At 60.5% G+C, this 21932-nt stretch carries 23 protein-coding genes; 11 read left to right on the top strand and 12 right to left on the bottom strand.

The annotated features are described in order from the left end of the window. Nucleotides 1-409 precede the first annotated feature (409 nt). Genes HU727_RS22950 through hcnC form a run of 3 tightly spaced genes read left to right on the top strand, consistent with a single transcriptional unit; the run spans nt 410 to nt 3382 of the window. Nucleotides 410-724 carry a (2Fe-2S)-binding protein gene (locus HU727_RS22950; RefSeq protein ID WP_186533867.1) on the top strand — a complete coding sequence of 105 codons (315 nt, stop codon included), beginning with the start codon at nt 410-412 and terminating at the stop codon, nt 722-724. After that, nucleotides 721-2130, top strand: coding sequence for a cyanide-forming glycine dehydrogenase subunit HcnB (gene hcnB / locus HU727_RS22945; RefSeq protein ID WP_186533868.1), 1410 nt, complete (start codon nt 721-723; stop codon nt 2128-2130). The genes HU727_RS22950 and hcnB overlap by 4 nt, the downstream gene beginning before the upstream one ends. Continuing rightward, nucleotides 2123-3382, top strand: coding sequence for a cyanide-forming glycine dehydrogenase subunit HcnC (hcnC, locus tag HU727_RS22940; RefSeq protein WP_186533869.1), 1260 nt, complete (start codon nt 2123-2125; stop codon nt 3380-3382). The genes hcnB and hcnC overlap by 8 nt, the downstream gene beginning before the upstream one ends. Before the next feature lie 147 nt (nt 3383-3529). Here the strand turns inward: hcnC and HU727_RS22935 are convergent, their stop codons facing one another. Next, nucleotides 3530-5338, bottom strand: coding sequence for a monovalent cation:proton antiporter-2 (CPA2) family protein (locus HU727_RS22935; RefSeq protein WP_186533870.1), 1809 nt, complete (start codon nt 5336-5338; stop codon nt 3530-3532). 250 nt (nt 5339-5588) lie between these two features. Here HU727_RS22935 and HU727_RS22930 point away from each other — a divergent pair, with 250 nt between their 5' ends. After that, nucleotides 5589-6503 carry a LysR family transcriptional regulator gene (locus tag HU727_RS22930; protein ID WP_186533871.1) on the top strand — a complete coding sequence of 305 codons (915 nt, stop codon included), beginning with the start codon at nt 5589-5591 and terminating at the stop codon, nt 6501-6503. Here HU727_RS22930 and HU727_RS22925 read toward each other — a convergent pair. From HU727_RS22925 to HU727_RS22910, 4 genes are all read right to left on the bottom strand, one after another. Continuing rightward, nucleotides 6493-7263, bottom strand: coding sequence for a substrate-binding domain-containing protein (locus HU727_RS22925; protein ID WP_186533872.1), 771 nt, complete (start codon nt 7261-7263; stop codon nt 6493-6495). The two genes, HU727_RS22930 and HU727_RS22925, sit on opposite strands and share 11 nt — an antisense overlap. Before the next feature lie 12 nt (nt 7264-7275). After that, a complete protein-coding gene (locus tag HU727_RS22920; protein ID WP_186533873.1) occupies nt 7276-8568 on the bottom strand; it encodes an MFS transporter in 1293 nt (430 codons plus the stop codon). Between the two features lie 357 nt (nt 8569-8925). Then, nucleotides 8926-10887: a M48 family metallopeptidase gene (locus HU727_RS22915; RefSeq protein WP_186533874.1), complete on the bottom strand. Its 1962-nt coding sequence runs from the start codon at nt 10885-10887 to the stop codon at nt 8926-8928. A gap of 21 nt (nt 10888-10908) precedes the next feature. Then, nucleotides 10909-11505 (bottom strand): LemA family protein, encoded by a 597-nt coding sequence (locus tag HU727_RS22910; RefSeq protein ID WP_437180433.1) that lies wholly within the window; start codon nt 11503-11505, stop codon nt 10909-10911. Nucleotides 11506-11704: 199 nt separating this feature from the next. Here HU727_RS22910 and HU727_RS22905 point away from each other — a divergent pair, with 199 nt between their 5' ends. Continuing rightward, nucleotides 11705-12013 (top strand): RcnB family protein, encoded by a 309-nt coding sequence (locus tag HU727_RS22905; RefSeq protein WP_186533875.1) that lies wholly within the window; start codon nt 11705-11707, stop codon nt 12011-12013. Between the two features lie 21 nt (nt 12014-12034). Here the strand turns inward: HU727_RS22905 and HU727_RS22900 are convergent, their stop codons facing one another. Next, nucleotides 12035-12346 carry a protealysin inhibitor emfourin gene (locus HU727_RS22900; protein WP_186533876.1) on the bottom strand — a complete coding sequence of 104 codons (312 nt, stop codon included), beginning with the start codon at nt 12344-12346 and terminating at the stop codon, nt 12035-12037. A gap of 14 nt (nt 12347-12360) precedes the next feature. Beyond that, on the bottom strand, nt 12361-13407 hold the full coding sequence (locus tag HU727_RS22895) for a M4 family metallopeptidase (RefSeq protein WP_186533877.1): 1047 nt from the start codon (nt 13405-13407) through the stop codon (nt 12361-12363). A gap of 131 nt (nt 13408-13538) precedes the next feature. Between HU727_RS22895 and HU727_RS22890 the strand changes: the two genes are divergently transcribed. After that, nucleotides 13539-13877: an FKBP-type peptidyl-prolyl cis-trans isomerase gene (locus HU727_RS22890; protein ID WP_186533878.1), complete on the top strand. Its 339-nt coding sequence runs from the start codon at nt 13539-13541 to the stop codon at nt 13875-13877. A 177-nt stretch (nt 13878-14054) separates the two neighbouring features. Here the strand turns inward: HU727_RS22890 and HU727_RS22885 are convergent, their stop codons facing one another. The 3 genes from HU727_RS22885 to ftrA all read right to left on the bottom strand — a co-directional run bounded on the left by HU727_RS22885 (nt 14055) and on the right by ftrA (nt 15876). Then, nucleotides 14055-14366, bottom strand: coding sequence for a helix-turn-helix domain-containing protein (locus tag HU727_RS22885; RefSeq protein WP_186533879.1), 312 nt, complete (start codon nt 14364-14366; stop codon nt 14055-14057). Between the two features lie 3 nt (nt 14367-14369). After that, on the bottom strand, nt 14370-14693 hold the full coding sequence (locus HU727_RS22880; RefSeq protein WP_186533880.1) for a type II toxin-antitoxin system RelE/ParE family toxin: 324 nt from the start codon (nt 14691-14693) through the stop codon (nt 14370-14372). Between the two features lie 193 nt (nt 14694-14886). Then, the gene (ftrA, locus tag HU727_RS22875) at nt 14887-15876 is read right to left on the bottom strand and encodes a transcriptional regulator FtrA (RefSeq protein ID WP_186533881.1); all 990 of its coding nucleotides are present in this window, start codon (nt 15874-15876) and stop codon (nt 14887-14889) included. 102 nt (nt 15877-15978) lie between these two features. Between ftrA and HU727_RS22870 the strand changes: the two genes are divergently transcribed. From HU727_RS22870 to HU727_RS22855, 4 genes are all read left to right on the top strand, one after another. After that, on the top strand, nt 15979-16407 hold the full coding sequence (locus HU727_RS22870) for a rhodanese-like domain-containing protein (RefSeq protein ID WP_186533882.1): 429 nt from the start codon (nt 15979-15981) through the stop codon (nt 16405-16407). A 344-nt stretch (nt 16408-16751) separates the two neighbouring features. Continuing rightward, a complete protein-coding gene (locus HU727_RS22865; RefSeq protein ID WP_186533883.1) occupies nt 16752-17531 on the top strand; it encodes an ABC transporter substrate-binding protein in 780 nt (259 codons plus the stop codon). Between the two features lie 202 nt (nt 17532-17733). Further along, complete coding sequence (locus HU727_RS22860; protein ID WP_186533884.1) at nt 17734-18846, top strand: succinylglutamate desuccinylase/aspartoacylase family protein; 1113 nt, start codon at nt 17734-17736, stop codon at nt 18844-18846. Nucleotides 18847-19027: 181 nt separating this feature from the next. Next, on the top strand, nt 19028-19744 hold the full coding sequence (locus tag HU727_RS22855; protein ID WP_186533885.1) for an alpha/beta hydrolase: 717 nt from the start codon (nt 19028-19030) through the stop codon (nt 19742-19744). On the opposite strand, the gene HU727_RS22850 is transcribed toward HU727_RS22855, so the two are convergent. Together HU727_RS22850 and HU727_RS22845 are read right to left on the bottom strand one after the other, a co-directional pair. Next, a complete protein-coding gene (locus HU727_RS22850; RefSeq protein ID WP_186533886.1) occupies nt 19734-20291 on the bottom strand; it encodes a DcrB/PsbP domain-containing protein in 558 nt (185 codons plus the stop codon). The two genes, HU727_RS22855 and HU727_RS22850, sit on opposite strands and share 11 nt — an antisense overlap. Before the next feature lie 85 nt (nt 20292-20376). Then, entirely contained in the window at nt 20377-21147 is a 771-nt protein-coding gene (locus HU727_RS22845; RefSeq protein WP_186533887.1) for a hypothetical protein, read from the bottom strand. 146 nt (nt 21148-21293) lie between these two features. On the opposite strand from HU727_RS22845, the gene HU727_RS22840 reads away from it, so the two are divergent. Then, nucleotides 21294-21830 (top strand): chalcone isomerase family protein, encoded by a 537-nt coding sequence (locus tag HU727_RS22840; protein WP_186533888.1) that lies wholly within the window; start codon nt 21294-21296, stop codon nt 21828-21830. Nucleotides 21831-21932 lie beyond the last annotated feature (102 nt).

Genomic DNA, 21932 nt, shown 5'->3' with positions numbered 1-21932 from the left:
CATCCTGATCGCCCTGTTCGTACACTGATCCATTGAGGCTTGCGCCTCGGCCGCTTTCACCTTCGGGTGGAAGCGGCGTTTTGCTTTCTGGGGGCTCGGCGGCGAGATTCGGCGCAGGAAGCGGGTGGTCCGCTTTGCCGGTTTAAGGACGGATACGTTGGGCAAGAAGAAAATCAAACGTATCCCGCCATTTTCACTGGCCTGGATCAATATTTCGCTGGGCGATATCGCCTAACGTAAATGCTCCAGGCCTTTGCTGAGGTATGAACTACAGTGCTTCTCGCGCACCTTGTTGCGCTGACGAAGTATCCGCGTCGACATTGAAACCAGAGCAAAAATGCGTCGACGAGGTGTAGTGCAGCAAGGAGCTGACACAACCTCAACTGAATCTTCACGGACGAACATCGTAATGAACTACCTGGAAAGATCCTTCGATATCCAGCCCTTGGTGCAGGCGGACATGACCGTGCACATCAACGGCCAAGCGGTCAGCGCCGCCATCGGCGAAACCGTCCTCAGCGTCATTCAGTCCCTCGGCGTGCGCCAGATCGCACGCAACGACCACGGTAAGATCAGCGGCGCCTATTGCGGCATGGGCGTTTGTCAGTGCTGTCTGGTGAAAATCAACGGTCGCCACAAACGTCGTGCGTGCCAGACCGTGGTGCGCGATGGCATGCAGATTGAAACCCGGGTCAATCGTGTCGTCGGCCAGGAGGTCGTATGAACCTGCAACCGGTGATTGTCGGCGGCGGGCCGGCGGGCATGGCGGCAGCCATTGAACTGGCGCGCCACGGGGTACGTTGCATGTTGCTGGAAGAGGCTTCTCGCCTCGGTGGCGTGGTTTATCGCGGACCGCTGCGCGATGGCGTGCGGTTGGACTATCTGGGGCCGCGCTACGGTGAGGCGCTGAGCACGTTGCACGGCGAATTCGCGGCGCATTCCGGTCTGATTGATGTCCGGCTCAACTATCGCGTCGTAGGCGCCGAAGGCACTCGGGCATTGGTCGTGCTGGACGGCGACGAACAGCTGCACGAGATCGGTTACCCGCAATTGCTCCTCGCCGCCGGTTGTCATGAACGCAGTGTGCCGTTTCCCGGCTGGACGCTGCCGGGGGTGATGTTGCTTGGCGGCCTGCAACTGCAGATCAAGAGCGGGGTGGTCAAACCGCAAGGGCCGGTGATCATTGCCGGCACCGGACCTTTGCTGCCGCTGGTGGCGACACAGTTGCATGCTTGCGGTGTGCGCGTTGCCGGCGTTTACGAAGCGTGCGCGTTCGGCAAGATCGCCCGCGAAAGCCTGGCGCTGTTGAACAAGCCGCAACTGTTTCTTGATGGCTTGAGCATGCTCGCTTATCTGAAATTGCACGGCATCCCTTTGCATTACGGCTGGGGCGTGGTGCAAGCCCACGGCGAGGGCGAATTGAAAAGCGTCAGCGTCGCGCCTTATTCGGCAACGTGGGAGCCGGATCTATCGCGCATTGAGCGTTACGAAGCGCAGACTCTCGCGGTCGGTTACGGCTTCATTCCGCGCACGCAATTAAGTCAGCAGATGGGCCTCGATCACGGCTTCAGCGACGACGGCTATCTGCGCGCCCACGCCAATGTCTGGCAGCAAAGCAACGAGCCGCATGTGCATCTGGCTGGCGACATGGGCGGGATCCGAGGGGGTGAAGCGGCGATGCTGGCCGGCAAGATCGCCGCGACTTCCATCCTGCTGCAACGCGGCGTGCTGGACGCCGAACTGGCCCGTGTTCGCCGTGACCGCTACGCGAGCAAACTCAAAGCCATCGTGCGTTTCCGCGCCGCTGTGGATCGCTACACCGAACGCGGTAGCGGCCAGACCGCTTTGCCCGCCGCTGATACCGTTATTTGCCGTTGCGAACACGCGACCCGCGCCGACATCGATCTGGCGCTGGAGCAGGGCGTGCAAGACATCGCCAGCCTGAAGATGCGCACCCGCGTGAGCATGGGCGATTGCCAGGGGCGGATGTGCGTCGGCTACTGCAGTGATCGTCTGCGTCAGGCCACCGGACGCCAGGATGTCGGTTGGCTGCGCCCGCGATTCCCGATTGATCCCGTGCCCTTTTCCGCCTTCCGGTCCTTCGGCAAGCAGGATGCTTCTCATGAGTAAGTTTTACGATGTGGTCATCGCCGGTGGCGGCGTGATCGGCGCGTCCTGCGCCTACCAATTATCCAAACGCAAACACCTCAAGGTTGCACTGATTGACGCCAAGCGCCCCGGTAACGCGACCCGCGCTTCGGCCGGTGGTTTGTGGGCGATTGGCGAGTCGGTCGGTCTCGGCTGCGGGGTCATTTTTTTCCGCATGATGTCGGCGGACCGCAAGCGCGAAACCCAGGGCGCCGCAGTGGCGGTGGACGCCAGTACGCCGCACATTTTGCCCGAATCGTTCTTCGATTTTGCCTTGCAGTCCAACGCCCTTTACCCGGCGTTGCACCGTGAGCTGAAAGAGAACCATGGCATGGATTTCAAGTTCGAGAAAACCGGGCTGAAGTTCGTGATTTATGACGATGAAGACCGGCTCTACGCCAAACACATCGTCGGCTGCATTGCGCACCTGGCCGATCAGGTGCGCTGGCTCGATCAGGCTGCATTGCGCGAGGCTGAACCGAGCGTCAGCCACGAAGCGCGCGGCGCGCTGGAGTTTCTCTGCGACCATCAGGTCAGCCCGTTCCGCCTCGCCGATGCCTATCTGGAAGGCGCGCGGCAGAATGGCGTGGACATTTTCGTCAATACCAACGTCACCGGCGTGCTGCACCACGGCACCCGCGTGACGGGTGTGCAGACCGCCGAGGCGGGTGTGTTCCACTGCAAAACGCTGATTAATGCCGGCGGTGCCTGGGCGGCGGACTTGAGCGAGTGGGCGACGGGCATTCGCATCCCGGTCAAACCGGTAAAAGGGCAGATTCTGCTGACCGAGCGCATGCCGAAGATCCTCAACGGTTGCCTGACCACCAGCGACTGCTACGTGGCGCAAAAGGATAACGGCGAAATTCTCATTGGCAGCACCACGGAAGACAAAGGTTTCGACGTCACCACCACCTACCCTGAAATTGCCGGACTGGTCCAGGGCGCGGTGCGCTGCCTGCCGGAGCTTGCGCACGTCAACCTCAAACGCACCTGGGCGGGCCTGCGACCGGGCTCGCCGGATGAGTTGCCGATCCTCGGGCCGATGCGGGGCGTGCAGGGATATCTGAATGCCTGCGGGCACTTTCGCACAGGGATTTTGACCTCGGCGATTACCGGCGTACTGCTGGACAAACTGGTGAACGAGGAGCCGTTGCCCCTGGATATCACGCCGTTTCTGGCGGACCGGTTTGCGGTGGCGCCGGTCAAGGAGCAACTCGCAGCGGAACCGGCCTGACGAGGGCAACATGATCGTTCCCATGCGCAGCAAAGGAATGCCTCAAGGGACGCTCCGCGTTCCAGCTCGTGAATTGGAACGCGGAGCGTCCCGGGCTGTGTTACCACGCGGAGCGTGGAAACAATCAGGCACCTGTGGGAGCAGTTTTCAGGCCTTGCGTGCTTCCTCTTCTAGCTGATCCGACTCGAACAGTTTTGCCAGTTCCGCCCGGGCTTCCTGGGCGGTTTGCAGGACTTTCGCGGCGTCGTCGTAGATGGCGTGTTGCGCCTCCAGCACCTGCTCGTCGTGGTGCTTGAAGCGCTTGATCCGCGCCTCGGCCTGGGCTGGGGTCAGACCGAGGCCGACCAGCGTGCGCCGGCTCATTTCCAGGCTCGAATAGTACGTCTCACGAATAGCCTCCGCGCCGACGTCCACCAAGCGATGCACATGCTGACGGTTACGCGCGCGGGCGATGATTTTCATGTGCGGATACAGCTTGTGCACCACTTCAGCGGTTTTGATGTTGGTCTCCGGATCATCCGTTGCAATCACGAAATATTCCGCCTCTCCGACCTTTGCCGCGTGGAGGATTTCCGGGCGCATCGGGTCGCCATAGAACACCGGCACGCCGCCGAAGCTGCGCGACAGTTCGATGGTTTCCACCGAGGTATCAAGGGCGACGAACTTGATGTTCTGCGCGCGCAGAATCCGCGCGACGATCTGGCCCATCCGGCCCATTCCGGCAATCACCACACGTGGCGCTTCGGTATCGATCTCGCGGTATTTCTCCGGCACTTCCACCGGCTGCACCTTCGGGCTGACCAGGCGGGCGCAGGCCAGCAGCAACAATGGCGTCAGCGCCATTGACAGGGTGATGGTCAGCACCAGCAAATCGTACAGGCGCGGTTCGAACAGGCCCTGGTCGCGGCCGATCTTGAACACCACAAAAGCAAACTCACCGCCAGCGGCCAGGACGATGCCCAGACGTATCGCGCTGATCTTGCTCAGCCCTCCAGCCAGGCGTCCAACGACAAACAGCAGCGGCAGCTTCAGACCGATCAGCAGCAACGTCAGGCCCAATACAGTGATTGGCGCAGTCAGCAGCAGACTGAGGTTGGCGCCCATGCCGACGCTGATGAAAAACAGCCCGAGCAGCAGGCCCTTGAACGGTTCGATCTGTGCTTCCAGCTCATGGCGATACTCCGAATCTGCCAGCAGCAGCCCGGCGAGAAACGCCCCCAGCGCCATCGAGACACCGACCAGATCCATCAACCACGCCGTGCCGATCACCACCAGCAGCGCCGTCGCCGTCGAGACTTCCGGCAGACCGGTTTTCGCCACCACGCGGAACACCGGACGCAGCAGATAACGCCCGCCGATCACCACCACCGCGATGCCCCCGAGCACCTGCAAACTGTGGCGTATATCGTCGGCGGTGCTGGTGTGGTGATCGACGCCGGCGAGCATCGGTACCAGCGCGATCAACGGGATCGCGGCGATGTCCTGAAACAGCAAAATCGCAAACGCCAGCCGCCCGTGGGGGCTGGTCAGTTCCTTGCGTTCGGCGAGGCTCTGCAGACCAAACGCGGTGGAGGAAAGCGCCAGACCCAGGCCCAGCACAATCGCGCTGTTCAGCGGCTGGCCGAACACCGACAGCGCCAGCACGCCGATCACCGAAGCGGTCAGAAGCACCTGTGCCAGACCGACGCCAAACACCGATTTGCGCATCACCCACAACCGTCGCGGCGACAACTCGAGGCCGATGATGAACAGCAGCAAGACCACGCCCAGTTCCGAAATGTGCGCAACGCTCTGCGGGTTGCCGATCAGGCCCAGCACCGAGGGGCCGATGATCACGCCGGCAAACAGATAACCGAGCACAGCGCCCAGTTGCAGACGTTTGGCCAAAGGCACGGTGAGCACCGCCGCGAACAGAAACACGACAGCGGCTTGCAACAAATTGCCTTCATGGGGCATGGAAAGACTCCTGACTACGGGTACGGCGAGGGTGACAAGGATAAAGGGTTACGCGGTCCCCAGACCATTCGAGATCCAATGTGGGAGCGAGCCTGCTCGCGAATGCGGTGGGTCAGTCACCTATGCATTGACTGATGCCCCGCATTCGCGAGCAGGCTCGCTCCCACAAGGGCAGCTTCTATCAGGCCTGTAATAATTTGCATCAATTGGTTACATTTATAACCCCAGCGAATCAATCCACGGAAGCGCCATGGCCATCAACTTCGACCTGAACGATCTGCAAGCCTTTCGCGCCGTGGTCGAGCAGGGCAGTTTCCGCAAGGCCGCCGACACCGTGCGTCTGTCGCAACCGGCATTGAGCCGGCGCATCGAGAAGCTCGAAGACGCCCTCGGGGTCAAACTGTTCGAGCGCACCACGCGCAAGGTCAGCCTGACTCAGGCCGGGCGCGGCTTCATGCCCAGCGTCGAGCGGCTGCTGGATGATCTGGACATTGCTTTACTCGGCATCAGCGAAGTGGCCTCGACGCGCCTGGGCCACGTCACGGTCGCCTGTGTGCCTTCGGCCGCGTACTACTTCATGCCCCGCGTGGTCGCGCGTTATCACCAGCAATTCCCTCGGATCAAAGTCAAAGTCCTCGATTCCAGCGCCCACGATGTGTTGAGTGCGGTGGTCAATGGCGAGGCGGATTTCGGCCTGAGTTTTCTCGGCACGCAGGATGCCAAAGTCGAGTTCGAACCGCTTGTGCAGGAGTGCTACGTTGTTGCCTGTCGGCGCGACCACCCCCTGGCCGGCCGCAGCAGCGTGACGTGGGAGGAATTCTATCAGCAGGATTACATCGCCCTGGACAAAACCTCCGGCAATCGCTTTCTGCTCGATCAGGCTTTGGGCGCGGTGACGCCGCAGCGTCAGAGCATCTGCGAGACGCGGCATGTGACGACAATGATTGGTCTTGTGGAGGCGGGGCTGGGCGTGGCGGCGGTGCCGTTGATGGCGATGCCCGGGCCGGATCATCCGATCCTGACGCGGATACCGCTGACCGAACCGCAGGTGATGCGCAGCGTCGGCATCATCAAGCGCCGGGATCGAACGTTGACCCCGGCGGCACTGGAACTGGAGCGGCTGGTCGTGGAAATGCGCGTCCAGCCGCCGACGATCAGCGCTTGACCGAATCCAGCCCGGTGGCCTGCACGTCAGCCTGGGCGGCCGGTGCGGCGAGGTAGGCGAGCAGGGCTTTGGCTTCTTGCGGATGCTCGGCCTTGACCGGGATGCCAGCGGCAAAGCGCGTCACCGATTGCACCGATTCCGGAATTTTTGCCACGAAGGTCACGCCCGGTACTGGCAGCAACTCGCTGACCTGCTGGAAACCCAGTTGATAGTCGCCAGTGGCAACCACCGAGCCGACCGGAATCTTCGCAATCATCTTCGCCTTTGGCTTGAGCTGTTCCTCGATACCGAGTTTCTTGAACAGCTGCTGCTCGATGTACACGCCGCTGGCGCTGTCGGAGTAGGCCACTGACTGCGCGTCGAGCAGGGTTTTCTTAAGTCCGTCGACGCTGCTGATGTCCGGTTTCGGCGCGCCTTCACGCACCACCATTCCAATGCGTGAATCAGCCAGCTCGACGCGGGACGCCGGGTCGACCTTGCCTTGCCTGATCAGCTCGTCGAGAGCGTAGCCGACCATGATCACCACGTCGGCGTGCTCACCGCGCGCCAGGCGATTGGGGATCGCTTCCGGCGCCTTGCCCATCGACGGACCGAGGCTGGTGGTCAAGGTGTTACCGGTGGCAGCGGCGAATTTCGGACCGAGAATCTTGTAGGCAGCGGTGAAACCACCGGAAGTCATCACGCTCAGTTCTTCAGCCTGGGCGGCGACGTTGAACGCGAGACCGGCGAGCAGGGCGGTGACAGTAAAGAATTTTTTCATGGCGAGTTTTCCTCAGGCCGCGACAGGTTGCAGACGACCACCGGCACGGCGGTACAGATAAAGGGTGGCGCACAACGCACACAGCGCACCGATGCTCATCCAGTAACCCGGCGCGGCTTTGTCACCGGTGTACTGGATCAGGAAGGTCGACATCGCCGGCGTGAAACCGCCGAACACCGCCGTGGCCAGGCTGTAGGCCAGGGAGAAACCGGCCACGCGCACTTCCACCGGCATGATCTCGGTGAGCGCCGGAATCATCGCGCCGTTGTACAAGCCGTAGATGAACGACAGCCACAACAGCGACAGCAGCATGTGGCTGAAGCTGGGCGACTGCACCAGGAAAGACAGCGCCGGGTAAGTGGTGGCCAGCGCCAGCAACGCCATGGCGATCAATACCGGGCGACGTCCAATGCGGTCAGACAATGCGCCGCCGATCGGCAGCCAGAAGAAGTTCGACACACCGACCAGCAGCGTCACCAGCAGCGCATCGGACGTGCTCAGGTGCAGCACGGTTTTACCGAACGTCGGCGCGTATACGGTGATCAGGTAAAACGCCGTGGTGGTCAGCGCAACCATCAACATGCCGCCGAGCACCACCCCCCAATTCTGCCCCAGGGTGCGGAACACTTCGCCCATGCTCGGACGGTGTTTGCGCGCAGCAAACTCTTCGGTTTCCGCCAGGTTGCGCCGCAGGAAAAAGATGAACGGAACGATCATGCAACCAATGAAAAACGGAATACGCCAGCCCCAATCGGCGACGACTTCGGGCGCCATCCACTGATTTAATCCGTAGCCCAGTGCGGCGGCGACAATGATCGCTACTTGCTGACTGGCCGACTGCCAGGCCGTGAAAAAGCCTTTGCGACCCGGCGTAGCGATCTCGGACAGATAGACCGAAACGCCCCCGAGTTCTGCGCCGGCCGAGAAGCCTTGCAGCAGCCGCCCGACCAGCACCAGTGCCGGTGCTAACAGGCCAATCGTTTCGTAACCGGGCACGAGCACGATCAATATCGTGCCGCTGGCCATGATCGACAGCGTGACGATCAGACCTTTGCGACGACCGACATCGTCGATGTACGCACCCAGCACGATGGCGCCCAGCGGACGCATCAGAAAACCGGCGCCGAACACTGCAAAGGTCATCATCAGGGAGGCGAACTCACTGCTCGCCGGAAAGAACACCGCTGCGATCTGCGTGGCGTAGAAACCGAACAGAAAGAAGTCAAACTGTTCGAGGAAGTTGCCCGAGGTCACCCGGAAAATGGCACCGGCCCGCGAGCCGTTGTGAGGGATTGAGGCTGTCATAGAAAAGTACTCCACCGCTTTTATGACGTGCGCCACGGAGAAGCGGTGCACGGTTTTTATTGAGGCGGATGGTGGCGCAGATGTAACAATCTGTTAATTGCATTGTTGGCATGGATTGATGTGCGCAGCGGATCAATGGCTTCAGTGCTTGGCGCATATGTGGGAGCGAGCCGGCTCGCGAAGGCTTTCACTCAGGATGGAAACGATGTCGGATGTGCCGGCGTATTCGCGAGCAGGCTCGCTCCCACAGGGGATTGGTGGTGATCAGAGAATCAGCGTCCGCCAGGGACTTTGTGGGAGCGAGCCTGCTCGCGATAGCTGTATGTCAGGCGCCAGTGCTGTCGGATTTAAGTCGGTCTAAGCCGTAGCCGCCACGGCGCCCTGTTCGCGAGCAACCTCAGTTGCGCGGCTGCCTACCTGCACCGGGATACTCAAAAACGGCGGAAGCGGGCAATCCAGTAGGTCGGCGACAGCCCGGAACAATTCCGCTTCGGCCACGGTGATCACGCCGTCATGCATCACGCAGCGAGTCATCGCATTGAGGAGGGCGGGGCGTTCTTCCGGCATGAGATGGCGCAGACGATTGAGCGCGGTTTCCAGGCCGATCAGCTCTTCGAGATCCTTGCGTATCTCTTGCGGCTGTTCGAAGGCAAGCCCGTGCCAGGCAGACTGCAGTGCCTTCGCGGCCGCCGCTTGATCGTTTTGTCCGGCACGGGCCAGCGCGCTCAGCAGCGCCAATAATTCTTCGGCGCACTGGAACAGGCCAAACTTGAACTGCACTGGTGCCGCGCCCAGCACATTGCGCTCGACGATGCGCAACAGCGTCCATTCAAGCAATTCGGTTTCGTTGTCGGCTTCGATCAGCGCGATCAGGTTGGCATCGACTCTGGCGAAACTTTTGCCGAGTTGTTGCAGGCTCGGCGTTGCCAGATCGAGCAACGGCAAACGCAGCCCGGGCTGCAGCGATAACAGCGGATTTTGCAGCAGTTCCAGTTGCTCGAATACCGCATCGTCGACGCTCCCTCTCAGTGTATCGAGGTGCATGCCCAGTACGGGCGCCGAGCGTGACAACAACAACCCGTAGACGATCGCTTGGGCGCCGTCGACGCTGCGCGCAGCCTCTCTGAGAACCTGCGGAATATCGCCGAGTACACGGCGTGCCTCACTCAAATGCTCTGCCTGCGGTGCGCCGATCGCCGCAACGGACGCCTGTGCTGCACTCAAATCGTAAAGCACTGCCATGGCGGCAGCCGGGACGCCGCCAAAGGCATCCGAAATCGGCAGGTCGGGTTTGGTCTGCGGCTCCACAACAGGTGCGGCGATTTTCACGAAGCTGCCATCCCATTGCGCATCGACCCGGCGGATCCGCTCGCTCAAATCCGGATGCGAGGCCATCAGGTCGAACGAAGACGTGCCCGAACCGAAATACAGATGGCTGAACTCGGCAGCACGCGCGGCATTGAGCGTTGCGCCCAGTTCATAGCCTCCGATTTTCTTCAGAGCACCGGCAATGCTTTGCGGGTTGCGCGTGTATTGCACAGCCGTCGCGTCAGCGAGGAACTCGCGCTGCCGCCCGATCGCTGCCTTGATCAGATTGCCGAAATACGACCCGGCAAATCCCGCAACACACAGGACAAAACCGACCAGCGCGGTGAACGCGACGAACTTGTTGCGGCGCGCGGCTTCTTTGCCCACCGCGTCGGTGCCACGCAGGATGTAACTTCCAGTCAGCCCGAGCACGAGGATGCCGTGGACGATTGCGATCAACCGGGTGTTGAGGCGCATGTCGCCGTTGTAGATGTGGCTGAACTCATGGGCAATGACGCCTTGCAACTCCTCGCGCGTCAGCAGATTGATAGCGCCCTGAGTCACGCCGATCACGGCGTTTTGCGGCGTCATGCCAGCGGCAAAGGCGTTGATGCCCAGCTCTGGCAATAGATAGACGGGAGGGACGGCAGTGCCTGAGGCGATGGCCATTTCTTCCACGACGTTGAGCAGGCGCTGCTCTTCCAGGGTCTGCGCGTTATGGTTGATCAGCCGGCCGTTGAGGCCACGGGCAATGACTTTGCCGCCGGCGGACAGCTCGGAATGTTTCGCCGTACTGCCCAGCAGCACGACGCTGATCACCACCGCTGACACATATCCGATCAGTTCCCGGCTCATCTCCAGATCGAAGAGAACATTGCCGTCGCCATCTTCCACTGGAATCGTCATCAACACGCAGGAAACGGCAATCAGGCTCAGCACGGCCAGTGCCATCAGAACAATAAGCAGCAGGGTACGGCGCTTGGCCTGGCGCTGTTGTTGGAAAAAATTCATGGTGCCATCCGTTGGCTGGGGTCAGAACGAAACCTGTGGCGCTTGCTGAATCGCGGCGCTGTCGGCGAACGTCAGCACCGAGGCATCGGCAGCATGGCCGAACAGCGGGGCGAACAGCGCAGCCGGGAAACTCTGCTTTAGGGTGTTGTAGCTCATCACTGCATCGTTGTAAGCCTGACGCGCAAAACTGACTTTGTTCTCGGTACTGCTCAGCTCTTCGCTCAATTGCTGCATGTTTAGCGAAGCCTTGAGATCCGGATAGGCTTCGACCGTCACGTTCAATCGGCCCATCGCATTGCTCAGCGCGCTGTCAGCCTGGCCGAGCTGGACGATGTTCTGCGCATTGCTCGGCTGCGCCTGAGCGGCCTGCAGGCCTGCGACCGCGTTGTTGCGCGCGGCAATCACCGCTTCCAGCGTCTCGCGCTCATGGGCCATGTAGGCTTTGGCGGTTGCCACCAGATTGGGGATCAGGTCGTAGCGACGCTTGAGCTGTACTTCGAGTTGCGCGAACGCATTCTTGATTTGATTGCGGCGGGCAACGAGGCTGTTGAAAAGCTGGATGGCGTAGAGGGCGAGGAGGCCGGCAACGACCAAAAGGATGATGAGCGTGCTGTTCACGGTGATGTCCTTATTCACACGGCAGGAAGGGGCGCGGCATATTAGCGCAAATCCAGCGTGAATGTGGCAGCGGGCCAGCTCCCGGCAGAGGGCGGAGGAGCGGCGACGATTTGTCCGCCGGCCGCAGTGAAAAACAAGGAATGTTTCCCGCGCCACGCAGTCGGAGTTCAGGTACTACTCATCTGAAAGAGGTTCACCGATGAACAGCAAAACCCTAATCGCCAGCCTGGCCCTCGTTGCCGGTATTGCCGGGATCACGCCCATTGTTCAAGCGGCGCAAACCTCAAGCGAGCCTTCCGTGCAATCGACCAGCAGCGACCGTCAGTTGAAGGTCAACGATCGCGCCCCGGAGATGTACCAGCGCAAGGACAAGGCCCTGCAGAACTGGAAAGCCAAAGGCCTCAAGGCACCGGTCGAACAGGCGCAGTGGGTGCAGATCAACGACAAATACGTGATGGTGATGATCACCAACGGCACGATTGTCGAGATGCAGCCGGTAGAGCGATAGGCCTGAATGTCGGGGGAGCGTTTACAGAAGCTCCCCCTTGTCCCAAAGATGCACCAGATCCCCCGGCGCCTGATCTTCCGGTACTTTCAGTACCATCTCGCCGGACTGATAACGCACTTCAATCTGATAGAAACGTTGATCACCGCGCCCGGACTCGCTGCTGTCCAGCGGCAGGCAGCCCTCCAGTACGGAGCAGATTCTTGACCGTTGGCTGATGTCGCATTGTGCGAACTCGATCTCCCGAGGTCGGCTCAGGCTGTGGATCGCTGCAACGCCACCCTGGCGAGATACACGTAGAACAGAATCGTCACCTAACTCGGGTAGCGTTTTCATACAGACTCCTCGGATTATTCAATGCCGACCTGTGCCCAGGCCTGCTGCACAGCGTCGGCTTCCTTGACGCCGAAGCGCTGGCCGGCGTGATCGACGGTCAATTTTGCAAACGCGTCGAACGTCGCATCCTGGCTCAAGCGGTCGTCGCACAGTGTGTCGTACCAGATCCGTCCGGCTTTTTCCCAGGCAAATCCGCCGAACGAGCGGGCCGCCAGATAAAAGGCGCGGTTGGGAATACCGGAATTGATGTGCACGCCGCCATTGTCTTCACTGGTGATGACGAACTTGCGCATATGGTCTGGTTGCGGGTCTTTGCCCAGCAACGGATCGTCATAGGCGGTGCCGGGGTGCGACATCGAGCGCAGGCCCTTGCCCTTGATATTGGGCATCAGCAGGTCGGCACCGATCAGCCAGTCCGCCTGCTCGGCGGTTTGCCCGAGGGTGTATTGCTTGGTCAGTACGCCAAACACGTCCGACAGTGATTCGTTCAACGCCCCTGACTGGTTGGCATAAACCAGCCCGGCCTCGCTCTCGGTGACGCCGTGGGCCAGTTCATGGGCAATCACGTCGAGCGAGCGGGTGAAGCGCTGGAAGATTTCGCCATCGCCGTCACCAAAGACCATCTGCGCACCGTTCCAGAAAGCGTTCTCGTAACCCTGGCCGTAATGCACAGTGCCAATCAGGGCAAAACCCTGATTGTCGATCGAGTCGCGTCCCAACACTTTCCAGAAGAAATCATAGCTGGCGCCCAATGCGTCGTAGGCCTCGTCGACCGCTGGATCACCCGAGGGCGGTTGGCCTTCAACGCGCACGGCCATCCCGGGCAAGAGCATTTTGTTTTGCGCATCATGCACGCTGCGCCGGGCCAGCCCGGGTTTGCTCGCCTGCGGCAGAACCGCCCGTGCCGGCGCCTGGGAGGGTCGGCCGGGGTTGGGCAACAGGCTGCGCACATGATTGAGCGTCTGCATCGCGGCATTGCGCTGCGGCTCCGAACCGTGGGCAATGATGCGGTTGAGGATGTAGGGCGGAATGAAACTGCGCAGCAATCGGGAGTCGGTCATCAAAGCATCCTTGTCGTAATACGATGTCGATAAACATGTGAGCAGCGGTGCGCGTTTCGGTTCCATGGATTGCCATCGCGGATGGATTCTGCGAAAACGCCATCCGTGACAATCTCAACAGAGCTAAAGATATGACGGACGAACTGCAAATCATCGATCTGCAACCGGGCGACGGCAAAGCCGCCGTAAAAGGCGCGCTGATCACCACCCAATACACTGGCTGGCTGGAAGACGGCACCGAATTCGACTCTTCCTACAGCCGTGGCAAACCGTTTCAGTGCGTGATCGGCACGGGCCGGGTTATCAAGGGCTGGGACCAGGGCTTGATGGGGATGCAGGTGGGCGGCAAGCGAAAACTGCGGGTGCCGGCGCATCTGGGTTATGGCGAGCGAACCATGGGCAAGATTCCGCCGAACTCGAATCTGGTGTTCGAGATTGAGTTGTTGGAGGTTTTGACGCGGGAGGATTGAGAAGGAGGTCAGGCTTGGAAGCAGGCTCGATGGAAAATGAACGCCCAGTGGCGAGCAATCCAGCGAAGCGTTGCATTCGCTGGATGCTGCCGACGGTTACCTTCGAAATCACACGCCTCTAATTCTCGGAGATTTGGGCACCGCGTTAAATCGACGAATTGTTCGGCAGAGCGATGCTCAGGCCCATTCCAGCGGTGGGCCCGACGGAAAGCAAATATCAACCTCCAGCCTTGCTGCCGCTGAAAGATTGACCAGAGCGTCCAGCGAGAACTTGTCGATTTTCCCGTTGAGTACATCATTGAGGCGTGGCTGCGTGATTCCCAGTCGCCGAGCGGCATCCTTCTGGGGAAGTTCCCAAGCCCGGATGGTCTCGCAAAGCGAGCGCATGAGCTTCGCTCGCAAACGCATATTGGCGGCTTCCTGGGGCGTATCTTCCAGCGCGTCCCAAACGCTCGAGAAACGTTGGTATAACTCTTGATCGTCCTTCATGGCTTAACCTATTTCCTGGTATCTGGCGCGGGCCAGTTCGATGTCTCTGGTTGCTGTTTTGCGCGTGGTCTTATGCATAGCGTGCAACACATAAATTGCTTCAGGTCGGCTGACGACATAAAACACGCGAAACGCTCCCGAGTCCTCAGTGATTCTAATTTCGTTGACGCCCCGTCCTGCGGCTTTCATGGGGCGCCAATCAAGGGGCGCATCACCCTGCTGTAAAAGATCCAGGTGAAACCCTGCAGCCCTCCGGGCATCAGGCGGGAACGCTTTCAGATCCTTCAGCGCGCTCCCTACAAACACCACATCCTTGTGTCTTGCCATTGACTTCTCCCTCGTAAAAAGGAAAAGCGTAGGAGCTCAACACGAGCGGTGATGTTGAGTTGTATTGCAAAAAGTGCCGGCGAAGCGCTTGTTTTGAGGTTATATCAGAAACGATATAAAGCAAGTCGTATTCGCACCCTCTCACAATTTATCGTTGGATCGTTTCGGCTGGCCCCGCCGATATCAGTTGCGCTTACAAAGGCGCAGGATAAAGCGGAGGATTGCTGCCTCGCCCAAACCGCTCCCGATAAACCGAAGGCGGCACGCCCACCACGCTGCGAAACGCCACCCGGAAGCTTTCCACCGAGCGATAGCCGCAGCGCTGGGCGATCTGCTCGGTGTGCTCATGGGTGCTCTCGAGTAGTTCTCGCGCCCGGGCCAGGCGTTCGTGTTGCAACCACGCCTTGGGCGACTGCCCGCTGGCTTCGGTAAAACGCCGTAGAAACGTGCGTTCGCTCATGGCTGCTTCACTGGCCAGGTCGCGCACTTCCAGCGGTTGGTGCAGGCGCTCGCGGGCCCATTGCATGACCCGCGACAAATCGCTGCGCGGTGTCGGGCTGACCGGGGTCGGGATGAACTGTGCCTGGCCGCCGGTGCGTTGAGGCGACATGACCAATCGTCGCGCTACTGCATTGGCTATCTGCGTGCCGAAGTCGCGCGCCACCAAGTGCAGGCAGGCGTCGATGCCGGCCGCGCTGCCCGCTGAGGTGATCAACTGACCGGCGTCGACGTAAAGCACGTCCGGATCGACCTCGATGGCGGGGAACCGTTGTGCCAGTTCGGCGGCGTAGCGCCAGTGAGTGGTCGCGCGGTGGCCATCGAGCAAACCGCTGGCCGCCAGGACGAACACGCCTGAACAGATCGACAGCAAGCGAGCGCCACGGTCATGAGCCTGACGCAACGCTGCGATCAGCGCTGGCGGAACCGGCGCATGGCGGTCGCGCCATCCGGGGATGACGATGGTGCGCGCTTCGGCCAGCAATTCCAGGCCACCATCGGCCAGAACCTGAATCCCGCCCATGGCGCGCATCGGACCTTGATCGACAGCGGCGATCGCATGCTCGTACCAGGGAAAATCGAACTCCGGCCTGGCCAGGCCGAAGATCTCCACGGCGATGCCGAATTCGAAGGTGCACAGGCCGTCGTACGCCAGAATCGCAACCAGGTTTGGGTGAGTGGGCATTTGGCGGAAAACTCCCGGTCAGTGTCTTGTGCGCCACTGTAGCGGCAAGCGGCGTCTCGATACAGTCTGTTCACACCCCCACAGACAAAGGAGCAACACCTTATGACCAGCCTGGTTCGTGAAGTCCCCGCAGCCCCATCAGCGATTGCCCTGATGCATTTCAGCAACCGTCTGACTTTCGAAACCGATTGTTCCGACGTATTCAGCAGCCAGGAGGCGGGGGAGGTCGATTTCGTTCTGGTGGATGTGCGTGGGCCATTGGCGTTCGAGCGCGGTCATGTGCCGGGCGCGATCAATATCCCGACGCGCTTGCTCAAGGCGGAACGCCTGGTCGATTACCCTCAAAACACGTTGTTCGTTGTCTATTGCGCCGGGCCGCATTGCAACGGCGCGAACAAGGCGGCGGTGAAACTGGCAGCGCTGGGTTATCCGGTCAAGGAGATGATCGGCGGCGTCACCGGATGGCTGGACGAAGGTTTTGAGTTGAGCGTCGCGTCGGTCGATAATGCCGCGATCAGTTGCGCTTGCTGACACTTCAGTCGCCCCGCCTCCCTAGATCGTTCCCACGCTCTGCGTGGGAATGCGTCCATGGACGCTCCGCGTCCGCTGTCTGGAAGGCGGAGCGTACCGGTCGATATTGGCAAAATTTCTGCGCAAAAAAAGCGCCGTGTCCTACAGCTTTTGCACCACCACGGAGCACGTGTTGAACCCCGTCAATGTGTGCGCCGATCATCTGTAAGTATTTGTCGCTTAAAAACAATTGCCCTTGTGCGCGCCACCATAGACTGCCGGCCACGTCGGTGTTTGACGTTAGAACGCCATGACCGAACGTTGATCGAACGCTGCCAATAAAATCCTCCGCACGGGAGTAATAAATGAAAAAGCTAGTGATGTTCGGTGCCCTGGCACTGTCGATGTTGTCCTTGACCGCAGTGGCTGCAGATGCGAAGCCGATTCGCATCGGTATCGAAGCCGGTTATCCGCCATTCTCGATGAAAACCCCTGACGGCAAACTCACTGGTTTTGACGTGGACATCGGCGACGCCCTGTGTGCGCAGATGAACGTTAAATGTACGTGGGTCGAGCAAGAGTTCGATGGCCTGATCCCGGCATTGAAAGTTAAGAAGATCGACGCGATTCTGTCGTCGATGACCATCACTGATGACCGCAAGAAAAACGTCGATTTCACCATCAAGTACTACCACACGCCGGCACGTTTCGTGATGAAGGCCGGCTCGAACGTCACCGACCCGCTGACTCAGCTCAAAGGCAAGAAAGTCGGCGTGCTGCGTGCCAGCACCCACGACCGTTTCGCCACCGAAGTGCTGGTCCCGGCCGGGATCGATCTGGTGCGTTACGGCTCGCAGCAGGAGGCCAACCTTGATATCGTCTCCGGCCGTCTCGACGCCATGCTGGCCGACTCGGTCAACCTCAGCGATGGTTTCCTGAAAACCGACGCCGGCAAGGGCTTCGAATTCGTCGGCCCGACTTACGAAGACGCCAAGTACTTCGGCGGCGGCGCTGGCATTGCGGTGCGCAAGGGCGATACCGCGCTGGCCGAGCAGTTCAACAAAGCCATCACCGAAATCCGCGCCAATGGCGAGTACAAAAAGGTGCAGGACAAGTACTTCGACTTTGACGTCTACGGCCATTAATACGCCGTAAAATAGAGTGGCCCCGTTTGCGCGGCGGCCACTTTTTATTGCACATTTTTTGACTGATACAGATCCCGCGTGGGAGCGAGCCTGCTCGCGAAAGCGGTTTAACATCCGATATCTTCGCTGTCTGACCCAGCGCATTCGCGAGCAGGCTCGCTCCCACAGGGCGTTGCGCTATCGCGCCACTCAGGAGTTTCCCATGCAACGCATCGACCACGTTCTGCCCTGGAGCCACTTGGGCAGCGAGCGCTCCCTCAGCGTGTTTCGTTACGGCACCGGCGGCCGCAAGGTCTACATCCAGGCCAGTCTGCATGCCGATGAGCTGCCGGGCATGCGCACCGCGTGGGAACTCAAGCAACGCCTGAATGAACTGGAACAGCAAGGCCGCCTGCAGGGCGTGATCGAACTCGTGCCGGTGGCTAATCCGATCGGTCTGGATCAGCACCTGCAAGGCAATCACATGGGCCGCTTTGAACTGGGCAGCGGCAAGAATTTCAACCGTGCGTTCGTCGAGCTCAGTGCCCCGGTAGGCGCGTTGGTTGGCCAGCGTCTTGGCGCCGATGCCGAGGCCAATATCGCGCTGATCCGCCAGGCCATGGTTCAGGTGTTCGATGCGCTGCCGGCGCCGGCCTCGCAACTGGAAGCCCTGCACCGCTTATTGTTACGTCACGCCTGCGATGCCGACATCACCCTTGATTTGCATTGCGACTTCGACGCTGCGATTCACCTCTACGCACTGCCGCAACACTGGCCTCGATGGCAATCGCTGGCGGCACGGCTGAAGGCGGGCGTGGCGTTGCTGTGCGAGGATTCCGGCGGGAGCTCGTTCGATGAATCCTGCTCAACGCCGTGGCTGCGTTTGGCCCGAGCATTCCCGAACGCGGCGATTCCGCCGGCGAACCTGGCGACAACGCTGGAACTGGGCAGCATGGGCGACACGCGCGTGGATCAGGCGCAGGCCAATTGCGAAGCGATTCTGGGCTTTCTTGCCGAGCAGGGTTTCATCAGCGGTGAATGGCCGGCGGCGCCGAGCGCGTGCTGTGAAGGCCTGCCGTTCGAAGGCACCGAATACCTGTTTGCGCCGCATCATGGCGTGGTCAGTTTCCTGCGCAATGCCGGTGAGTGGGTTGAGAAGGGCGATGCGCTGTTCGAGGTGGTCGATCCGTTGCAGGATCGCGTCACCACGGTGCGCGCCGGCACCAGCGGGGTGTTGTTCGCGATTGACCGCGGGCGTTATACCGAACCGGGGATCTGGCAGGCGAAAGTGGCGGGGCGGGTGCCGTTTCGTACCGGGAAGCTGACCAACGACTGATGGATCTTCGCGGAATTTGCTGGCCACATCGCGAGCAGGCTCGCTCCCACAGTTGAAATGCGTTCCCTGTGGGAGCGAGCCTGCTCGCGAAGAGGGCATCAGCCTCACCGCAAGATTTGGATCCTCACCCCAGGATGTTAGGCTCCCCCGCGAACCCGACACTCTGTGAAGGAACGCTTCAATGCTGAAAATATTCGCTCTGCTGACCCTGCTCGCATCCACCGCCGTCCATGGGCAGACCACCTTGCAAACCGATCTGCCGCTCAAGTACCTCGAACAGGTTCACGCCGACGCCGAACCGCGTCCGCTGGTGATTTTCCTGCACGGCTACGGCAGTAACGAGGCCGACCTGATCGGCATGAAATTTCAGCTGCCGGCGCAGTACAACTACCTTTCAGTGCGCGCGCCAATGTCTCTGGGTGAGGGACGTTACCAGTGGTTTCGCAAGAAAGGCGACGGTGCCTACAACGGCGAGACCGATGACTTGAAAGCCAGCGGCCAGAAGCTGCGGGACTTTATCGTTCAGGCAGCGAAGAAGTACCACGCCGCGCCAGACAAGGTGTATCTGGTCGGTTTCAGCCAGGGCGCCATGATGAGCTACGAAGTGGGTCTGCGTGCACCGGTGGTCGTGGGCGGGTTTGCCGCGTTGAGCGGGCGGTTGTTGCCGGTGTTGAAAGCCGAACTCAAGCCTGGGCAACCACCACTGCCGCTGAACATCTTTATCGGCCACGGCACCGCCGATGATCCGGTGCCTTATCGCCATGGCACTGAAGCCAATGCACTGTTGCAGACGCTTGATTACAAGCCCGAGTTCCACGCTTATCCCGGCGTCGGCCACAGCATCAGCGCGACCGAACTGCGCGACTTGAACGGCTGGTTGCAGCAGCTCAATCCTTGACGATGGTTTTCACCAGGGCATCGTGAGCCTTCTTGTCGCTGGCGCGGGAAATCACCTGCACCAGCGCCATTTTTGTGCCTGAGCCGGCGAGCAGCGTGGTGTTCAGCGTCTGGCCACCGCCCTGGGCGGCGGTACTGTCAACCTGGCGCAAACCGAGGCCGGTGCCTTTCTGGGTCAGGCTTTTCTCGCTGAGCTTGTTGAAGTCCGGCAGGGCCTTGCGCTGATCGTCGATGAAACTCGACACGCTGCCGTCGAGAAACTCACCGTCGTTATCCTTGACGTTCTGCCCTTCGGGGATCTGGTTTTCCGCAGCAATGACCACGGTTTTCGTCGCCTGGTTGGTGTACATCGTGCCCTTGGCACCGCTCGGGCTGGCAGGCAGCGGGTCGGCGACGAACCCTTTGGGCAGCACGAACACAAACTTGCCGTCGAGCATCGATACCTTTTCGGTTTTGACTGTTTCCTTGGCCGCGTGCGCGTTGACCGCCGCGAAGCCGGCGAAGGCCGCCAGCATCAGGACGGCGACTTTTTTGCTCAACAATGACATGTGAATCTCCGGTGAATGGTCGCGCGAGGCGGGCGATCATCCCATGGAGCGTGCCGGGCGTTCCAGCGCGATTCGTCAGGGCCTACTACGCTTGTGCCTTTGCCACCGGCCGCGCCAGCAGGCGCCTGGTCACGCCGAGCATGGCCACCGAGACCGCCACGCCCACTACAAAACCGCTCAAGCCCATGGTGGGCAGCGTCAGTGCCGAGACCAGGCAGAACGCCGAAAACGAGTACATGCCGGTCGCCGTCGCTCGCAATAACGCAGCGGTAAACGCCGGGCCACGCGTCTGTTGCGAGAACACGGCCATCACGCTGCCCAGCACCGGGAATACCGCGAGCAGGCCGCTCCAGCGCTCGCCGACGGTGCTGGCGAGCATCGTGACGACCAGCGTCAACGCCGCGCCTGCGATCATCCGCCAGATCAGTTTGTCCGACTTGGGTGCCGGGCCGTTCAATACCGGCTGCACCTCTGGAAACAAATAGGGCGAAGCGAGCAGCGCCACTGCAGCGGCGATCACCGAGAAGGGCAAGGACGCCGGAATCACCGACAACAACAGCGCCAGCACGCCCCAAACGGCCAGTGAAATCGTCAATGCCCACGGCCAGTTTGCCCGCTGCGCAACTTGCGCATAGGTGATGCAGAAAGCGATCATCGCGAACATCGCCGACAACGCTGCCACCGCCGATTGCGCGGCAAACTGCGGCCCCTGCTCGATGGCAAGGAAAAACAGAATCGGCCCGACCACCACCGGCAACCCCGACAGCCACCCGGCCACGCTCGGCCCCCAGCGTTTACCGGCCAAAGAAATCAGCAGCAAAAAACCAGGAATCAGCAGCAGCTTGAGAATCAACACGCGAGAGTCTCCGTGGGATGTGGGGTGAGCCACGTTAGCAGCGCCAACCGAGGATTGCTGCGCATGTGTGCAAAATTTGTATACAAAAATCCATCATGAAATGCCGCTATGCTGTGGGCATCAATTCGCAATGGAGGCGTGGGTCGATGAATAAAACCTCGAAGCTTGTGCGTGGCTGTTGCGGCATCGGCCTGTGGGCGTTGCTGCTGACGCCCGCGTGGGCCAACTGGCAAGACGCCGTGCCCGGTGCGCAGATCATCGGTCGCGGCGATTTCAGCGTGTTCGGCTTTGACGTTTACAGCGCTCGCCTGTGGAGTGCCAAGCGGCCTTTGGCGGCGGACCAACCTTTCGCGCTGGAGCTGATCTACCGCCGCAAGATCACCCGCGAAGATCTGGTCAGCACCAGTGTCGATGAAATCAAACGCCTGGCAGGCGCCAGCGTCAGCGCCGAGCAACTGGCGCGCTGGCAAGTGCAGATGCAGCAAGCGTTCGTTGATGTACAGGCGGGCACGCGGATTACCGGCGTGTATTTACCGGGGCAGGGCGCACGTTTTTTTGTCGGTCAGCAGTTGCAACATGAGATCGACGATCCGCAGTTTGCGCGGGCTTTCTTTGATATCTGGCTGGATCCGCGTACTCGCAGTCCCGAGCTGCGTGAGCAGTTGCTGGGCGATAGTCGATAGCGCGCGCCCATTCTGTAGGAGCTGCCGAAGGCTGCGATCTTGGCTCTTCAAGGCCCGTGCAGAAACGTCTAAGCTGCGCCTTTGAAATTGTGTCCGGATGTG

This window comes from Pseudomonas khorasanensis (genome assembly GCF_014268505.2).
In the GTDB taxonomy this organism is placed as follows: Bacteria; Pseudomonadota; Gammaproteobacteria; order Pseudomonadales; family Pseudomonadaceae; genus Aquipseudomonas; species Aquipseudomonas khorasanensis.
The sequence above is the reverse complement of the archived record's forward strand: the minus strand, read 5'-3'. Positions and strand labels throughout refer to the sequence as shown.

Coding starts and splice junctions, on each gene's coding strand:
- HU727_RS22870 (WP_186533882.1), top strand. CDS start 15,979: ATGACCAGCCTGGTTCGTGAAGTCCCCGCAGCCCCATCAGCGATTGCC.
- HU727_RS22895 (WP_186533877.1), bottom strand. CDS start 13,407: ATGACCGACTCCCGATTGCTGCGCAGTTTCATTCCGCCCTACATCCTC.
- HU727_RS22850 (WP_186533886.1), bottom strand. CDS start 20,291: ATGTCATTGTTGAGCAAAAAAGTCGCCGTCCTGATGCTGGCGGCCTTC.
- HU727_RS22840 (WP_186533888.1), top strand. CDS start 21,294: ATGAATAAAACCTCGAAGCTTGTGCGTGGCTGTTGCGGCATCGGCCTG.
- HU727_RS22860 (WP_186533884.1), top strand. CDS start 17,734: ATGCAACGCATCGACCACGTTCTGCCCTGGAGCCACTTGGGCAGCGAG.
- HU727_RS22890 (WP_186533878.1), top strand. CDS start 13,539: ATGACGGACGAACTGCAAATCATCGATCTGCAACCGGGCGACGGCAAA.
- HU727_RS22880 (WP_186533880.1), bottom strand. CDS start 14,693: ATGGCAAGACACAAGGATGTGGTGTTTGTAGGGAGCGCGCTGAAGGAT.
- hcnC (WP_186533869.1), top strand. CDS start 2,123: ATGAGTAAGTTTTACGATGTGGTCATCGCCGGTGGCGGCGTGATCGGC.
- HU727_RS22920 (WP_186533873.1), bottom strand. CDS start 8,568: ATGACAGCCTCAATCCCTCACAACGGCTCGCGGGCCGGTGCCATTTTC.
- ftrA (WP_186533881.1), bottom strand. CDS start 15,876: ATGCCCACTCACCCAAACCTGGTTGCGATTCTGGCGTACGACGGCCTG.
- HU727_RS22885 (WP_186533879.1), bottom strand. CDS start 14,366: ATGAAGGACGATCAAGAGTTATACCAACGTTTCTCGAGCGTTTGGGAC.
- HU727_RS22865 (WP_186533883.1), top strand. CDS start 16,752: ATGAAAAAGCTAGTGATGTTCGGTGCCCTGGCACTGTCGATGTTGTCC.
- HU727_RS22930 (WP_186533871.1), top strand. CDS start 5,589: ATGGCCATCAACTTCGACCTGAACGATCTGCAAGCCTTTCGCGCCGTG.
- HU727_RS22915 (WP_186533874.1), bottom strand. CDS start 10,887: ATGAATTTTTTCCAACAACAGCGCCAGGCCAAGCGCCGTACCCTGCTG.
- HU727_RS22855 (WP_186533885.1), top strand. CDS start 19,028: ATGCTGAAAATATTCGCTCTGCTGACCCTGCTCGCATCCACCGCCGTC.
- HU727_RS22950 (WP_186533867.1), top strand. CDS start 410: ATGAACTACCTGGAAAGATCCTTCGATATCCAGCCCTTGGTGCAGGCG.
- HU727_RS22925 (WP_186533872.1), bottom strand. CDS start 7,263: ATGAAAAAATTCTTTACTGTCACCGCCCTGCTCGCCGGTCTCGCGTTC.
- HU727_RS22900 (WP_186533876.1), bottom strand. CDS start 12,346: ATGAAAACGCTACCCGAGTTAGGTGACGATTCTGTTCTACGTGTATCT.
- HU727_RS22905 (WP_186533875.1), top strand. CDS start 11,705: ATGAACAGCAAAACCCTAATCGCCAGCCTGGCCCTCGTTGCCGGTATT.
- HU727_RS22935 (WP_186533870.1), bottom strand. CDS start 5,338: ATGCCCCATGAAGGCAATTTGTTGCAAGCCGCTGTCGTGTTTCTGTTC.
- hcnB (WP_186533868.1), top strand. CDS start 721: ATGAACCTGCAACCGGTGATTGTCGGCGGCGGGCCGGCGGGCATGGCG.